18 protein-coding genes are annotated in these 16,815 nt (G+C 35.4%); 2 read left to right on the top strand and 16 right to left on the bottom strand.

The window, feature by feature from the left end; all coding sequences use genetic code 11:
- The first annotated feature begins 5 nt into the window (after positions 1 to 5).
- The gene (locus tag DFR56_RS09715; RefSeq protein ID WP_242694648.1) at positions 6 to 623 is read left to right on the top strand and encodes a LysE family transporter; all 618 of its coding nucleotides are present in this window, start codon (positions 6 to 8) and stop codon (positions 621 to 623) included.
- A gap of 1,255 nt (positions 624 to 1,878) precedes the next feature.
- Here the strand turns inward: DFR56_RS09715 and DFR56_RS09710 are convergent.
- From DFR56_RS09710 to DFR56_RS09695, 4 genes are read right to left on the bottom strand one after another with little or no spacing between them, the layout of a single operon-like run.
- Entirely contained in the window at positions 1,879 to 3,135 is a 1,257-nt protein-coding gene (locus tag DFR56_RS09710; RefSeq protein ID WP_110395243.1) for an ABC transporter permease, read from the bottom strand.
- The gene (locus DFR56_RS09705) at positions 3,128 to 4,027 is read right to left on the bottom strand and encodes an ABC transporter ATP-binding protein (protein ID WP_110395242.1); all 900 of its coding nucleotides are present in this window, start codon (positions 4,025 to 4,027) and stop codon (positions 3,128 to 3,130) included. The genes DFR56_RS09710 and DFR56_RS09705 overlap by 8 nt, the downstream gene beginning before the upstream one ends.
- A gap of 13 nt (positions 4,028 to 4,040) precedes the next feature.
- On the bottom strand, positions 4,041 to 4,517 hold the full coding sequence (locus DFR56_RS09700; protein ID WP_110395241.1) for a hypothetical protein: 477 nt from the start codon (positions 4,515 to 4,517) through the stop codon (positions 4,041 to 4,043).
- Complete coding sequence (locus DFR56_RS09695; protein WP_110395240.1) at positions 4,517 to 4,726, bottom strand: helix-turn-helix transcriptional regulator; 210 nt, start codon at positions 4,724 to 4,726, stop codon at positions 4,517 to 4,519. The genes DFR56_RS09700 and DFR56_RS09695 overlap by 1 nt, the downstream gene beginning before the upstream one ends.
- 167 nt (positions 4,727 to 4,893) lie before the next feature.
- On the opposite strand from DFR56_RS09695, the gene DFR56_RS09690 reads away from it, so the two are divergent.
- Positions 4,894 to 5,079 carry a YhzD family protein gene (locus tag DFR56_RS09690; RefSeq protein ID WP_110395239.1) on the top strand — a complete coding sequence of 62 codons (186 nt, stop codon included), beginning with the start codon at positions 4,894 to 4,896 and terminating at the stop codon, positions 5,077 to 5,079.
- 142 nt (positions 5,080 to 5,221) lie between these two features.
- On the opposite strand, the gene DFR56_RS09685 is transcribed toward DFR56_RS09690, so the two are convergent.
- From DFR56_RS09685 to DFR56_RS09630, 12 genes are all read right to left on the bottom strand, one after another.
- Positions 5,222 to 5,422 (bottom strand): alpha/beta-type small acid-soluble spore protein, encoded by a 201-nt coding sequence (locus DFR56_RS09685; protein ID WP_110395238.1) that lies wholly within the window; start codon positions 5,420 to 5,422, stop codon positions 5,222 to 5,224.
- A 605-nt stretch (positions 5,423 to 6,027) separates the two neighbouring features.
- Positions 6,028 to 7,413: a class II fumarate hydratase gene (gene fumC, locus DFR56_RS09680; RefSeq protein ID WP_110395237.1), complete on the bottom strand. Its 1,386-nt coding sequence runs from the start codon at positions 7,411 to 7,413 to the stop codon at positions 6,028 to 6,030.
- A gap of 591 nt (positions 7,414 to 8,004) precedes the next feature.
- Positions 8,005 to 8,238, bottom strand: a complete 234-nt coding sequence (locus DFR56_RS09675; RefSeq protein WP_110395236.1) for an IDEAL domain-containing protein — start codon at positions 8,236 to 8,238, stop codon at positions 8,005 to 8,007.
- Positions 8,239 to 8,317: 79 nt separating this feature from the next.
- A complete protein-coding gene (locus DFR56_RS09670; protein WP_280523452.1) occupies positions 8,318 to 9,520 on the bottom strand; it encodes an MFS transporter in 1,203 nt (400 codons plus the stop codon).
- 117 nt (positions 9,521 to 9,637) lie between these two features.
- The gene (locus DFR56_RS09665; protein WP_110395235.1) at positions 9,638 to 9,931 is read right to left on the bottom strand and encodes an AzlD domain-containing protein; all 294 of its coding nucleotides are present in this window, start codon (positions 9,929 to 9,931) and stop codon (positions 9,638 to 9,640) included.
- Positions 9,928 to 10,617, bottom strand: coding sequence for an AzlC family ABC transporter permease (locus tag DFR56_RS09660; protein WP_110395387.1), 690 nt, complete (start codon positions 10,615 to 10,617; stop codon positions 9,928 to 9,930). Before DFR56_RS09660 ends, DFR56_RS09665 begins: the two co-directional genes overlap by 4 nt.
- 63 nt (positions 10,618 to 10,680) lie before the next feature.
- A complete protein-coding gene (gene map, locus DFR56_RS09655) occupies positions 10,681 to 11,433 on the bottom strand; it encodes a type I methionyl aminopeptidase (RefSeq protein WP_110395234.1) in 753 nt (250 codons plus the stop codon).
- Positions 11,434 to 11,621: 188 nt separating this feature from the next.
- Positions 11,622 to 11,732: a YjcZ family sporulation protein gene (locus DFR56_RS09650; protein ID WP_110395233.1), complete on the bottom strand. Its 111-nt coding sequence runs from the start codon at positions 11,730 to 11,732 to the stop codon at positions 11,622 to 11,624.
- A gap of 134 nt (positions 11,733 to 11,866) precedes the next feature.
- Complete coding sequence (locus tag DFR56_RS09645) at positions 11,867 to 12,622, bottom strand: (S)-benzoin forming benzil reductase (protein WP_110395232.1); 756 nt, start codon at positions 12,620 to 12,622, stop codon at positions 11,867 to 11,869.
- A gap of 13 nt (positions 12,623 to 12,635) precedes the next feature.
- Entirely contained in the window at positions 12,636 to 14,045 is a 1,410-nt protein-coding gene (locus tag DFR56_RS09640; protein ID WP_110395386.1) for an NAD-dependent succinate-semialdehyde dehydrogenase, read from the bottom strand.
- 68 nt (positions 14,046 to 14,113) lie between these two features.
- Positions 14,114 to 15,481, bottom strand: coding sequence for a dipeptidase (locus DFR56_RS09635; protein ID WP_110395231.1), 1,368 nt, complete (start codon positions 15,479 to 15,481; stop codon positions 14,114 to 14,116).
- Positions 15,482 to 15,881: 400 nt separating this feature from the next.
- On the bottom strand, positions 15,882 to 16,652 hold the full coding sequence (locus DFR56_RS09630; protein ID WP_146214274.1) for a YhcN/YlaJ family sporulation lipoprotein: 771 nt from the start codon (positions 16,650 to 16,652) through the stop codon (positions 15,882 to 15,884).
- Positions 16,653 to 16,815: the final 163 nt, after the last annotated feature.

The raw sequence follows: 16,815 nt of genomic DNA, 5'->3' as shown, positions 1-16,815 counted from the left end.
TGTATATGGAAGTTTTTTTGGTTGGTGTTTTAGCAGCTTTATCACCTGGACCTGATTTTGTAGTAGTAATGAAAAATAGTTTAGGGATAGGCAGAAAGTATGGTATGGCTACAGCATTGGGCATTGCCAGTGCATTGATTGTTCATATAACCTATACAATTTTAGGTTTTACCATCATATTAGAAAAATCACCAATTATTTTTAATCTAATTAAACTTGTTGGTGCTGCTTATTTACTTTGGTTAGGTTGGCAAGGTATTCGTTCAAAGGCTCAATCAGAAAGTGTACATGATGTAGGAATAAAACCATTGTTGAACTCATCTATTATGCAAGGTTTTCGTGAAGGATTTTTATGTAATATATTAAATCCCAAATCGGCATTATTTTTCTTAAGTGTATTTTCACAATTTATCGGAGACAACACTCCATATTGGATGCATTGGATATATGGTGGAGAAATAATACTGGCGGTGGGACTTTGGTTTATTTTATTAGCAATACTTATTTCAAATAACTACTTTAGAAAATTCTATCAACAGTATATGCATTGGTTTGACCGTGGACTTGGTATTATCTTAATTATTTTTGCAGTTACTATTAGTATAACTACTCTTTCAAGTTAAAGGGACATGTCCAATAAAATGACGGTTGAATTATATAAAAACCAAAGTTATATTACTGAAATTGGAGACTTTACCATTATTCAAAACAAGTGCTTCAAAAAGAAGAATAAAAATTCAGTTGAGTAAATTCGTTACATACTAATTCGAACATTTATGTCATATATACCCTTAAGTTTTAGTATTAAAGAAATAAACGGGCAAGTAAGTAGGGTCTGCTGAACAACTAAATTGCGTTTCATCTTACCGTTGTTTTCCGCGAAATGTGACAGTGCTTTTTAGCGGGCACGGCTTCAGCCTCCGACGCTCAGGACGTGCTAGTGTGGGTGTTGCGACATGGATGTCGCGAACTTAACTCGCCTTGGAAGAAAACCCCTTCCTGCGGGGTCTTCAGACTCGCGCTTTTCCCGCTGGAGTCAGTCACTTTCGCTCCAGACAACTAGAGTAGTTCATTGCATATGCAAAGGTTTTTTGATAACCAGTCAAAAGCCTTGCACTTTATATCGAGAAAAACGGTTACAAACTATCGATGTAGAGGGGATTTCTTTTTATTCAGTAAACCCTAAGTAAGAAGGAAATAAATTGAACCACACATATTTAGATATGTCTAAAATGTGTGGTCTTCTAATATCAATAATTTTACTTCTCTAATCTAAATAGAATATTTGTGTGAATATCCAATTACTTACAAGAAACATTCCGCATCTATATATAAAAACGTCACATTTCTTGATTATTTCTTGTACATTTCTCCTTACGATAAGTCTTAGTAAAAAAGGTTATCATAAGATTCATAAAAACCGGCAAGATGCTCCATATAAAATATCTAATATCTTTTGTAACAAGAGTCAATTTCATAATAGACTACTTCTAGAATAAAACCGAACAACAAACAAAAGTATAATGTTATCGTTCGTTTTTTACATCCTATAAAATTTTGGCTGGAACGGCAGGTGGTCGACTCCTGCGGGAGAAGAGGCCTAGATAAGACCCCGCAATATCGAAAGATTACAGACTAAAACCGCCCTTTGCGGGCAACGTCTGCATACCCCTTGCCGGGGCAGGAGGCTTATCAGCCGCCCGCGGAAAGCGACCACCTGGAGTGAAAGCCTTTTGCTCAAGCAATATAGTTCGGTTTTTGAAGCGCTATATTGAATGATGAAATTGATTCACAAATGAAATGATTAAAAAAACAATCAGAACTCCCATCGAAATATATAACGACCGTTTCATAACCCCGTTCATTTTAAGCACCTCGTTATTTTTCTTTTTTCGTTAACATGAGTGCCTTTTTAAAATCTTTTAATGATCTGGAAGGGCCATACATTAACACGCCACCACGATAAATTCGCGCTCCTAAAATCGCAAGTAATATAATTGTTCCGACTAAAAGACCAACAGAAACGATGACTTCCCAAATCGGCACTTCCAACATCCCAACTCGTAAAAACATAATCATCGGTGAGAAAAATGGAATAAAAGATGTAATGGTAATAAATTTTGCATCAGGTACCGTTAATCCAAACATCGCGATAAAGAAAGCAATCATAATTAAAAAGACCATCGGCATAATTAGTTGTTGCACATCTTCTACCCGGCTTACGAGTGAACCAAGCATTGCTGCGATTGTGGCATAAAGAAAATAGCCTAGAATGAAAAATAATAACGCATAAAAATAAATACTAATGGAGGTAGAAGTGAACCCGAAAAATTCAAATATTTCTCCTGACGTTGTATCCATTTTAGTTGAAATTAAACTTGCACCAACGATAAAAAATAAAACCATTTGTGTTAATCCAAGTAAAGCAATACCGATAATTTTAGCAAACATATGGGTCACTGGTGATGCACTAGAAATCAATATTTCCATGACACGAGAAGATTTTTCTGTAGCAACATCCATCGCGATCATTTGCCCATAAATAATGACTGCCATGTATAAAACAAATAACATAATATAAACAATCCCACGTGCTTGATTTAGTTCCTCATCCGTTTTTGTTGCTTCATCAAGAGCAATTTTTTCAAATGGCATTTCTTCGTAAATAGAAGCTAAAGTCGCCTCATCAACGCCAGCTTGTTCCGTTGCAATGGCGATTTTCACTTGCTGTAATTGCTGTTCGATCGTATATTGCAAAGAAGATTCAGCTGCATTATTTTCATAATATGTTGCAATCGGTAAGTTATTTTCATCTAATTCCAAAATTAATAATCCGTCATATTCTTCATTCTGAACAGCCGATTTTCCCACTTCTTCTGATTCCTCATAGGCAATTAATTCAACCTCTTCATCTAATTGAGAAATACTCGTTTCTAGTGGTGCAAATAATTCGCCTGACTCATCAATGACGATAACTTGTTCCAATTCATCGTCCCCTGTAAATAATTGAATAATCGACTGAATATTTGCGATTCCAAAAATAAATAAAAAGACAACTAAAGTAGATATAATAAATGCTTTTGACTTTAACCGAGAAAAATATGTATGCCCTAAAACAATCCAAAATTTATTCATAATGCTCACCAACTTTTTCAATAAAAATATCATTTAAAGTAGGTTCTTCTAGTTCAAACTTACGAATAAAACCTTTCCCTTGCAATTCATTAAAAATAATTTGCGATACTTCCTCACTCATTATTTGTAGTTCACATCCACCAATTACTTGCTTGAACTTTACAACACCTTCCATCTGTTGTAAAAAGTCTAAAGACTCTTGTGCATGAATAATTAAATTTTTCTTTCCAAATGAGCGTTTAATTTCACTTAAATTCCCTTTGACTACAGCATTTCCTTCTTTTAAAATACACAGATTTTCACATAATTCTTCCACATGATCCATTTGGTGAGAAGAGAAAACGATAGATGTACCACTGTTTTTTACATCAATAACTGCCTCTTTTAACATTTCTACATTGATCGGATCAAGACCGGAAAATGGTTCATCTAATATAAGTAGTTTCGGCTTATGCATTACACTTGAGATAAATTGGATTTTTTGCTGGTTCCCTTTTGATAATTCTTCTACCTTTTTATCGAGATAATGACTAACTTGAAAACGATCTAACCATTTTTTCAATTCGATTAAAGCACTTTGACCCGTCATCCCTCTAAGTTTCCCTAAATAAACAAGTTGTTCTTTTACCTTTAGTTTCGGATATAATCCTCTTTCCTCAGGTAAATAACCAATTAAATGACTTTTATGATAATCAATTTTTTCTCCATTCCACTCAATTTGACCATCAGTCTGATCTAGTAAGCCTAAGATCATACGGAATGTCGTTGTTTTCCCTGCGCCATTTCCTCCTAAAAAGCCGAATAATTCTCTTTCTGGCATTTCAAGTGTAAGATTGTTCACTGCGATGTGGTCATCGAACTTTTTCGTAACATTTTTTAATAGTAAGCTCAAACAAAATTCCCTCCTAATCCTCTTTTGATTTACTTTGTCTAATAAAATAAAGGCCTATCACACTAAATGGAATTGACCCAAAAAGGAATAACCAGCTATCAGAAACGATAGCTAATATAACAAATAATAATACTGATAAAACAATAACAGTGATCCCAATAATAAAATTCGAATCGATTTCTTTTCCGCTAAACATCAAACCTGTTAAAACTGCTCCACCAAATCCCCAACTTGCCATTTGTACTAACATTAAAATACCTAAGACAGCTGGTACATGCAGTGTAACACCAAGTACATATAGAGTAAACAGAAAATATATCGTTATAATCGTTATATACCACGAAAATGATTTTGCTTTTTGCCAAATATGCTCATGCACTTCATCTAATCCTCGTTGTTTAGCAGCTTTCTTTCTACCAAAATACCAACCGAGCACGCCACAAAATAATCCGCCATAAAGACCAAGCAAGCCACCAATTTGTATACCCATTACATTTTCTCCTCCTCTTCTTCAAATAAAAAAACCTCTTCAATTGTGTAATTAAAAACACGTGCAATTTTATATGCTAATTGTAATGACGGATTATATTTCCCTGACTCAATAGCAACGATTGACTGTCTAGATACACCGACTTTTTGTGACAATTGTTCTTGTGTCATTTTTTGGTTAGCTCGTAGGTCCTTTATTCTATTTTCCATATGCTCTCCTCACAATAAAAATGTCAAGGTAACTTTACAATTATATTGTAATAGATGACCGAGCATATTGTCAAGCCAACTTTACATTTATCTTTTTCCTGTCTTTCCCCTAAAAAACATGCAATAATAATTTTAATATTGCTATTATCGTAAGAGGAGGAATATTCATGAAAAATTACGTTTTAACTGTCTTTTCAAAAGCGGGCGAAAAATTATTAGATGAATCTTTTACTGCCAAAAATGATGATGAAGCAAAAAGTATTGGGGAAAAACGGTTAGAAGAAGAAAACTACAGTGAAAATACACATCGTTGTGTGACAGATGATGCACGATTAATTTTGTTTCACCGATAAAAAAAGAAATGAACTTAAACCTTCTATGTCTAAGTTCATTTTCTTTAAAGATATGGAATTTTTTAATGTTGAAAGAGGATGTTCACTTATGATTTTATTTTTATCAAAATCATAAGTTACCGCATCCTCTTAAATTTTTTAATTATTGATATCCGCCACCGATTTGTTGTTGAGCAGCGTGAACGAGACGCTTAGTGATCTCCCCACCTACAGATCCATTTGCACGTGAAGTAGTATCTGCACCTAACTGAACACCAAATTCTTGAGCGATTTCTGTTTTCATTTGATTAAGGGCTTGCTCTGCTCCGGGTACTACTAATTGGTTAGAATTATTTGTTGCCATTTATCTCACCTCCTTAATACGTATTGTTCGCATTTTTCTCTTTCTTATCAGACATATTTGTTGGTAATAAAGGTAAAATCCTTCCAAAAAATTAGTGCATATTCAACCCCTCCGTATCTTCCTAAACACCGTGATATATAATAAATCCCGTTTTCGGAAGAAAAAGAAGGCTAAACAGGATCAAAGTTTTGCAAAGATCACTGGTATTCTGGGACTTCGCATTTGCTCGTTTCATCGAAAAACTTATGCGCTTGCAATCACTCTAGGCACTAAAGTTCTGTAGTCTTGATTACTCGATGGAATAAATAGTTATGTCGCAGTTCGACTCAGCGTAGCTCACGGCAACGAAGCGTAAGCATTTTTAGAACCGACATATTATTGTTGAGATGCGCCATATTATTGCGGAGAATCGCCATATAATCGCAAAGATGAGCCATATAACTGTGAAGTTGCGCCATATATTCTGGGAGATACACCATATAACTGCAAAGTTTCTACATCTATTGCTTTCATCTATGTTTATTTTAGTCATAAACGTTGTTTTCATTCTTCACACCAAAAAAGCCTTCTACAAATAGTAAAAGGCTTTTCTAATGTCGAAAGAATTATAAAGTATGTGTCATATCTTCTGGGACGACATATTGATCAAATTCTTCTTCTGTTAATAAATTTAAAGCAACAGCAGCTTCTTTTAATGTCGAATTATCTTCATATGCTTTTTTGGCAATTTTAGCCGCATTTTCATAACCAATATGAGGGTTTAATGCTGTTACAAGCATTAACGAATCATTTAAAAACTGCTTGATTTTTTCATGATTCGGTTCAATACCACGTACACAACGCTCTTCAAAAGATAACATACTGTCTGCAAGTAGTTGTGCAGATTGGATGAAATTATAAGCAATCACAGGCTTAAATACATTTAATTCAAAATTACCTTGACTCGCAGCAAAAGCAATTGTAGCATCATTACCAATCACTTGCGTAACGACCATCGTCATTGCCTCGCTTTGTGTTGGGTTGACTTTACCAGGCATGATGGAGCTTCCAGGCTCATTTGCAGGAATGATAATTTCCCCTAATCCTGAACGTGGACCACTTGCTAACCAACGAACATCATTAGCAACTTTCATTAAATCAGCGGCTAGTGCTTTTAGTGCGCCATGTGCATAAACGGCCTCATCATAACTTGTTAACGAATGGAATTTCACAGGCTCTGAACGAAAGTTTTTATTTGTAATTTTGCTAATCTCTTCACAAACTTTTTCTGCATAGTCCGGATGAGCATTTAAGCCCGTTCCTACTGCTGTTCCACCAATAGCCAGATCTTTTAAATGATCTACACTTTCTGTAATCATTATTTCTGCTTTTTCTAGCATTCGGTGCCAACCGCTCATTTCTTGTCCTAACGTAATTGGAGTTGCGTCTTGTAAATGAGTACGACCAATTTTAACGATATCTTTAAATGCTTCTACTTTTTTCCCGATAGAATCTTTTAACACTTTTACAGCTGGAAGTACTGTATCTTCAAGCTTTAATACTGCAGCTATATGTAGTGCAGTAGGATATGTATCGTTTGAACTTTGTGATTTGTTTACATCATCATTTGGATGAAGAACTAAATCACTTTCTTGTTCTTTTAACCATTTGTTTCCTACGTGAGCAAGCACTTCGTTCACATTCATATTAGACTGTGTACCGCTTCCAGTTTGCCATACCACTAGTGGAAAATGATCCGTTAATTTGTCCGCTAAAACTTGATCAGCTGCATAAGAAATTGCATCCGCTTTTTCTTTTTCTAACAATCCTAATTGGTGATTCGCAATGGCTGATCCTTTTTTTGTAATAGCAAATGCTTTAATAATTTCAATCGGCATTTTCTCATGACCAATTGGAAAGTTTTGTTTACTTCTCTGCGTTTGTGCACCCCAAAATTTATCCGCAGGTACTTTTATTTCCCCTATTGTGTCTTTTTCGATACGATAATCCATTATAAATTCCTCCTGTGGGTCGAAAGATTTTCTGAAATATTCAATATATGTGATACATTTGAGTCAATTTCATAAAGTTCATTTCTGAAATAAATACGAACATTTATATGCAAAATTACTTTATTGTTTATTTTTAAAACGTAAACTGTAATGATTGGAACGGCAGGCGGGCGACTTCTGGAACTACGCTAAATGCTCATCCCATCGTAATGATTTGCGAGAGAAAGATCTAGATGAGACCCTGCCCCGGCAATTGGGTATGCCGATGTTGGCCGCAAAGGCCAATTTTAGTTGGCATCCTTCATTACGAGCGAATGAGAAGGCTTATTAGCCGCTCGCGGAAAGCGTCTGCCTAGAGTGAAAATCAATTCCGCCAAATAATTATTCGTATTGTAAATGCGATTATTGAATTATGAAATTGATACATTTATATACATTGTAACAAAGATTAATTTTTTTTTATAGCTATTCAGTATGACATACTTCGTTTATACGTTATACTGTATCGATTCATGTTTGAAAATAACTAAACATAATAATCAACAGAAAAAAGACTACCTAAAATACAGATAGTCTTTCGTACATGTCTATTCATTCCCAAACAAAGCTTCTATATGCTTCACTAAGTTGTTCAAATCTCTTTTTATCTCCACAATCAATCGCTTCATCAATCTCGTTCAGTATTTGCTTTTTATTCCATGTGTAGCAAAGCTTGTCAAGAATCAATCTGGATGATAATTTAATTTCAAATGGAGTTTCATTTTTAGCTAGAAGCACCTTACCATCATAACGATAAAACCGATAAACCAACTTTTGCTTTTTCATGGAACAAGCCCCCTTCAGCTTTCCTTTAATAATATTATGCTAAATTATTAGAACAATTGCAACATTTAGCATTTACTTTTTATTCTGGGTTAATATTTTTAAAGGCTAAAAATCCAGCTCCAAGTGCAAAAAAAGTAAGGATACACACCATCCAAATAATATTTTGTTTCATTAATACCGCAACTGCAGGAGGACCTGCTGCAACCCCGATAAATCGCATCGAACTATAAATAGATGTAATCGCTCCACGAACTGTTTTATCTAAGCTTTTCGTAATGAGGGAATCAAGACACGGTAGGGCCATACCAATTCCTGCACCACAAATTAAGAAAATAATGAGTAAATAGATAAAATGATCCATAAAAGAAATAACTGCAACCGAACACCCCGCAAAAACGATACCGATAAAAGTAATCCACTTCATCAGCGTTAAATTATCTTTAATTTTTTTTCCTGTAACATAAGATGCAATTGATAATGCTAACAGAGGAATAGCTAATAATAACCCTTTTTTTATGCCGTCGATATCGAATTTGTCTTCTAATATGTTAGATAAATAAAATAAAAAGCCAAAAAGAATAAACATTAAAATAGCACCAATAATAAAAATTGCTATGAGCCATCTTTTATGATCCCGAAATACATCTTTAATTAATTGCCAATATTGTTTAAACCTCAATGGCTCTTCTTCTTCATTTTTTTTCTTATTTTTAATTAAAAAAATGATCATTAAAACAGAAGCAGCACAAAAAACAGGAATAGAGAAAAAAGGTAAAAACCAAATGATTGCAGTGAGTGCAGAACCTAAAATTGGACTTAGTACTTTTCCAACCGTATTCGAAGTCTCAATAATTCCAAGTGTCGCACTAGCTTCTGAATCTCGTCGGAACATATCGCCGACTAAAGGAAATACGATCGGCATCGCCCCTGATGCACCAATCCCTTGTAAAACTCTTCCGATTAAAATGACTGTATATGGTTGGTCCATTTTCCAAGAAGCAAGACCAGCGATTAACCCACCAATGCCCGTAATGATAAGAGCTGGTATCATCACTTTTTTTCGACCAAAACGATCAGACAAATAACCAGCAAGGGGAATAAATATGATAGCAACAACAGAATATACTGTAATAATATAACTAGATTGAAGTTTGGAAATGTCTAGTTTCTTTTCCATTAGAGGGAGAATAGGGATTAACATTGAATTACCTAATGTCATAATTAAAGGAACAGAAGCAAGTGATATAATTGCCCAGCGTTTCTCATCATTTTGGTTTACCACACAATTTCATCCTTTTTTACATAATAAGTACATCTATTATGCGCCCGAATATATAACTTATTCTATCTTGCCAGATGAATACAGAAAAAAACAACCACAGTAAAATGTGGTTGAAATTTAGAGTGTTAGTAAAAATACGGTGGCTATTGCTCCGATTACGACTAGGACAATATTTAATCCAAAAGAAGCGAGTACAATCGCAACAATCCCCCCTATGATTCCAATATGGGGCTCCCCTTCGATCACTGATAAAATACCTGGAAATATTAACGCCCCTAATGCTGCATATGGGATAGCACGTAACCAATTATTCAGCCATTCCCTAAATACCAGCTTATGAACGATAAACGCAGGAATAAATCTGGGAATTACGGTAGCTAGTGACATGCCAATAATGATTAGTAAGATCATTGCTGTTTCTCCTTTAGAAAGTAAACCCCTGTTAATCCACCAAAAACTGTTCCTAAAACGATCGCCCAACCACTACTGACAAATTGGTTCGCAATCACATTGATGAGCATGGCAATAATAGCAATAAAACCAAATTTTATCTCTTTTTTAACGGAAGGAATTAATAAACCAATAAACATCGCATAAAGTGCAATCCCCATACTTTGACTAAGACGTTCTGGAATAACTTCTCCAAGCAAACCCCCTACAAAAGAACCAATTACCCACGATAAATAAGCGGCCATATAGATAGTAGCATAAAAAAATACACCTTTTTCTTCCTCCGCTTTTTCTTTATTCATAGATGCGACGGCGAACGTTTCATCTGTCAGTCCTAATGATAAGCCAACTCTTCCTTTTAATGAAACACGATCACGAATTTCATTCATAAACGATAAACTCATAATAAAATGGCGAAAATTTAGGACAAACGTGGCGACGACAATTTCAATTGCACTGGCACTAGCCGCCATCATATTTACTCCCATAAATTGACTTGCACCAGCATAGACGAGTGCACTCATTAATGTCAAATCGAGAAGGGACATTCCTGATTGAGAAGCTAATACACCATAAGTTAATGCCACTGGAATATACCCAAGTATAATTGGAAATCCTACTTGGATTCCTTTTTGAATCATATACATGGATTGACTATCTCCTTGTCTTTTAGAAGCCTGCCTCAATCATGTTTCCTCCTTAAGGGTAAATTAATTATCTTGTTCCGTTAAAATAAATGGTCCATTTTTCGTAATCGCTAAAGTATGTTCGTATTGGGCGGATCGTCCTTTATCAATCGTCCGTGCTGTCCAATTGTTTTTGTCCATTTTGCTCTTCCAAGAACCTTCATTAATCATCGGCTCGATCGTAATCACCATGCCTTCTTTGAGGCGAATGCCTTTGTTTGGTAAGCCAAAATGAGGGATATGTGGGGGTTCATGAATCGTTGGTCCAATTCCATGACCCGTGAAATCGCGAACGACCGAAAACCCTTCTCCTTCAGCATATGTTTGGATCGCATGCCCAATATCACCTATTCTATTTCCAACTTGAGCTTGCTCAATTCCTAAATATAAAGCTTTTTTCGTTACTGAAAGTAGCCGTTTACCTTTTTCATCTACTTGCCCAACTTCATATGACCAAGCAGAATCAGCGAGTCCTCCATTTAAATTAACGACCATATCAATTGTTACGATATCCCCGTCGTTTAATTTATCTGTTCTCGGAAATCCATGACAAATTTCATCATTAATGGAAGCACATGTCGCATACTTATATCCTTGGTACCCTTTTTGCTCCGGTGTTGCTCCATGTTTTTTTAGAAACTGTTCAACAAATTCCTCAATTTCCATTGTTGAAATACCAGGTTGAATCATTTTAGCTATTTCTTTATGTGTTTTTACAAGTAACTTACCTGCTTCATGCATTTGGCTAATTTCACGCTTACTTTTTCGTGTAATCAACAAAAATACTCCCTTTCTAACAATTATTACTAAGTGTAAGTGTACCATAAATTATGTCACTTATATCAAATGTTGTTTCCTAGCATTTTTATGATGAGTATGAAAGTGGCTGTATACTAGATCAATAACCTACATTGTAAACACAAAAAAAGAGAGCTTTTCAACTCTCTTTTTCATCTTACATTTAATTAACAAAATCCACAGTCTGCGAAAAGCACTCCAATAATCACTAACAAAATAAACAATACGACGATTAACGCGAAGCTACCTCCAAAATAGCTTCCTCTATGTTCACTCATTTTAGCCCCTCCCATATTCATACATTCTTATTGCGAAATAATTTATTTAATTCGCTGTTTGCTATATTTTATGTGTAAACGTCTTGCATGGAAGGGCGATTAACTATTCGGTAAAAAATTATTAGGAAAATCGCTCAAAAATAATCTTTCACATCGTAAATTTTCCCATTTTTCACATTTACCTCATCCGTTAAAATATCAACTAACACACCTGCGACAGCCTCCGTATCTGATAACAAATTTTGTTTTTTATAATGTTTAAATGTATCTACATCAATAAATTCATGATAATCACTTGCACGGATTTCCGCTTGCATATCTGTATTCATGACACCAGGATTAAAAGCAATAATTTTATTGTGCGTTTTTAACTCTTCTTGTTCCAAGGCAACGGCTTTTGTATACATATTTAAACTCGCCTTTGAGCTACAATATGCACTCCAACCATATACCGGACGATTGGCTGCTCCACTCGTAATATTTACCCCTATAAAAGGAATCCTTTTCTCATTACTTACGTGTAAACATTCATTTACTAGCATCATTGGGGAAATTACATTTAGTTGATAATGATAGGATAGTTCATCGCCTGTTGTATCTGTCGATTTTTTTATTGGCTTAACAACTGCTGCATTATTAATAACATATAATTGGCTAATCTTTTTTGTGTTTAAATCTTCCTTTATGGATGTGATAACCTCTTTTGTATTCGTCAGCTTGCCTAAATCACATGAAAAATGTGCATAATAAACATTATTTTCTTTCGCTACCTCGGTTAATTCCGTTTTTGTTCGAGAAAGTCCATATACATTTATGCCTGACTCAAGTAAAAAAGTGGCTACAGACATCCCTAGACCTTTCGAAACTCCTGTCACAATTGCATATTTCACGATTTATTCCCCCTTAGTCCATTCCGATGGAAACATATTGTGTTTCAAGGAAAGCATCCATCCCTTCGTGTCCACCTTCCCTACCGATTCCACTTTCTTTCATGCCACCAAAAGGGGCTTGTGCAGCAGATGGCATTCCATCATTCCATCCGACAATCCCAAAATCTAATTGTTCAATGACTTTCGTTCCTCGAGCTACATTTTCTGTAAAAATGTATGCAGCAAGCCCGTATTCAGTACTATTGGCAAGTTCAATTGCTTCCTCTTCTGTTTCGACCTTTTGAATCGGAGCAACCGGACCAAATGTTTCTTCCTGCATAATGACCATAGAACGGTTCACATCACGTATCACTGTCGGCTCATAAAAAACCCCTTCACCAATTTGTTTTCCTCCTGTTACAACCGTTGCACCTTTTTCTCGTGCATCGTCTACATGGTCTGACACTTTTATTAAAGCCTCTTTATTTATAAGTGGTCCGATATCTGTAGATTTTTCCATTCCATCTCCAACAATTAATTTTTTCACTTGTTCTGAAAATTTTTCCACAAATTCCTCATATACGCCTGCTTGCACATAAATTCGATTGGCACAAACACAAGTTTGACCAGCATTACGAAATTTTGAAGCGACGACACCGTCTACTGCTCGATCAATATTTGCATCGTCTAAAATGATAAATGGTGCATGCCCACCAAGTTCAAGTGAAAGTCGTTTAACTTGTTCGGCGCTCTGTTTGATTAAAATTTTCCCTACTTCCGTTGAACCTGTAAAGGTAATTTTTCTTACTTTCTCATTTTTCATCATTTCGCCAACTATTTCTTGAGATGAACCTGTAACAAGGTTTATGACACCTTTTGGAAAATTTGCCTTGTCTACTAATTCCATAAATTTCACTGCAGAAAGGGGACTTTCTTTAGATGGTTTAATAATAACCGTACATCCTGCAGCAATGGCTGGTGCTACTTTTCGGGTAATCATTGCCAAAGGAAAATTCCATGGTGTTATTGCTGCGACAACACCAACAGGCTTTTTCCATATTTGCATACGTTTGTTTATTAGGTGGGATGGAATGGTTTCTCCATAAACCCGTTTCGCCTCTTCTGCATACCATTCGATAAATGAGGCAGCATAAACAACTTCCCCAAGCGATTGTGAAATAGGTTTACCCATTTCTAGTGTCATTATTTCAGCAAGTTCCTCTTTATTGCTAAGTAAAAGGTCATTTAATGTTTTTAAATAATGTGCACGTTCATAAGCTGTAGTTTGTGACCATGTAGTAAATGAATGATAAGCTGCTTTAATTGCCAGTTGTGCTTCTTCTGCTCCTCCATTTGGTACTGTTCCAACAACTTCATTTGTTGCTGGATTACGCACTTCCATTTTCGGTAGCGTCTCCCCAACTTTTTCACCGTTAATATTCATGACATAATCCAAAACGAACCCCTCATTTCATTATTTATTAAGCACCTTTTCTCCTTACCAATTTAGATTTATATACCCACTTCTTTCCAATAGTATACAAGTGTTTCCATCCCTTTTTCAAAACTATCAAGTGGAAAACTTTCATTTGGTGAATGTAAGCGATCTTCAGGCGTTCCAAAACCGAGCAAAATAATTGGTGTTTGATAAATTTTATCTAGCCATTCAACTACAGGAATGGATCCTCCCATTCGGACAAAGACTGTTTCCTTCTGAAAAGCCTTTTCGTAACATAATGCTGCCTTTTGAATTAACGGATGATTTGGTTCCACCATATAAGCTTTAGATGATAACTTTTCCAGTTTGATATCTACTTCTACACCAGATGGTTTTACACGCTCGATATGTTGTTTTAACAATTGTTGAATATGATTAGGATCTTGACCTGGGACTAAACGGCATGTAATTTTTGCGGTTGCAGAAGCTGGGATAATTGTTTTTGTACCTTCACCTTGGTAACCGCCATACATGCCATTTATTTCAAACGTTGGTCTTGCCATTGTATGCTCTTTTGCACTATACCCTTTTTCTGATACTGTTTCAGATATTCCTGTTGTAGCCGAATAATTTTCTCCTTCTACTTTACTAATTAATTTCCGTTCCTCTTCACTTAAAGGTTCGACCCCATCATAAAACCCATCTATCGTAATTACCTCTTCTTGGTTTTTCATTGATGCTAAAATATGCGTTAATGCCATGACAGGATTACGTACAGCACCACCATATATTCCTGAATGAAGGTCTTGATCGGGACCTTTTACAGTTACTTCTATACCAGTAAACCCTTTCAAACCATACAAAATAGTCGGTTGATTTTTGGCAACCATACCGGAATCTGAAATGACGACGAAATCTGCCGCAAATTTCTCCTGATGTTCGCGCAAAACATCGTATAAATTTTCACTCCCGATTTCTTCTTCTCCTTCAATACAAACTTTCACATTCAAAGGTAATTTACCTACTGTTTTCATGTACGCTTCAAAAACAGCTAAATGCATAAATACTTGACCTTTATCGTCACTTGCTCCACGCGCATAAAGCCTGCCTTCCCTTACTTCTGGGGTAAATGGATCACTTTCCCATTCATCGATTGGATCAACTGGTTGAACATCATAATGCCCATAAAATAATACAGTAGGAGCATTTTCTCCCGCCTCATTATACTCTGCAAATACGAGTGGATGACCTTTTGTTTCCATTTCTTCCACATGCGTAAAGCCAATTTCTTTTACATATTCACTAACAAATCTTGCTGCATTTTTCACATCATTTTTATGACTACTATCAGTACTAACACTCGGAATAGATAAAAATCGATTTAATCGTTCTAAAAGTGGATTGCGATTATTTTTTAAATAGTGGATTACTTGTTCAACCAATTACATCATCTTCCTTTCTATTCTTTCTTTTTATCGTACCATATTTTAGTTACTTTTCCATGAGAAATTTACAAGGTTAGTGTGAAATAGAAATACTTGATTAGCGAAGTTGGATTTTTGGGCGGGCAAGTTGAATGGCTATTTGACAGATTCAAAACTCCAAGAACAGAGCGGAAATCCGGAAAAGTGAGACCAATCTACCTCGTTGTCCGCAGTTTTTTGGCGAGTGTTCCTCGTTATATGGCGGTTATTCGTAGTTATATGGTGAATGTTTACAATTATATGGCGCTTCTTCGCAGTTCTATGGCGAATGTTCATAATTAGATGGCGCTTTTATCCATTTTTATGGCGCACCAAAAAAACGAGAATTCATTTAGAATCCTCGTTTTTACATCGTTTATTATCGTTTATTTTGAGGGAAGATTCTTTCAATCGTATTACCTATTTGATCAAAGAATCCACGGACTGGTTTTCCGTTATCCATGTCTGTCACATAATTGTGGGATAAGTCAACGAAGTCAGGGCTTGTTGAAACATATACATTATCAATATTATTGTCAACATCTTGTACGATGTCAGCAATTTTATTTTTAACATCATCTGTTACTTCATCTGACTCTACATCACGTTTTCGATCTACTTCATCTGAAACAGTATCACGTCTGTTTGCCATATGATTGTCTTGGCGACGATCATTTGCATTACCTTCGTTTACTGTACGATTCTTAACATTACGATCGTTTACATTTCTAACGTTCATTCCGGCAGAACTATTTTGCCTATCATTATACGTTAAATTATCTTTTGGAGTTGTATTATTCTCGTCTAAAGTTGCGGCAACATATGCATTATTTCTCGTCGTTAATACATATGCACGATCTATTTCAGCAATTTCATCGACAATTCTGTCAGCAGATTCTTTGGAAACTTCATATCGATCTTGACGATTGTTACTATCGCGATTATTACTGTTACGGTTACGATCATCAACATTATCCATGAAGTTGCCATCCCTCGTAGTACGAGTAATGTTTCGATCATTATTGTTGTAACGTGTGTTCTCATAGGTCGTGTTATCAGTTCCAAGACCTTCACGATTATTATTTGTTCCCATACAACCCATTAGTAAGAAAACTGCTGTAATAATGACAGTAAATATTTTGAATTTCATTTATATTTTATCCTCCTTACTGTTTTGATTTTATTATGTAACAGTAAAAAGGATTTATTCTCTAAACCTTAAACCTTATATTGGTAGAAGCACCACCTTTGTATTAGAAAGTTCCAATCTATTCGGGAAATACTATCTAATACTTATCTTTATTCATAAAGGA

Source organism: Pseudogracilibacillus auburnensis (genome assembly GCF_003201975.1).
GTDB classification, from domain to species: Bacteria; Bacillota; Bacilli; order Bacillales; family Amphibacillaceae; genus Pseudogracilibacillus; species Pseudogracilibacillus auburnensis.
Note: the sequence above shows the minus strand (reverse complement) of the source record. Positions and strands in the feature narration are given on the sequence as shown.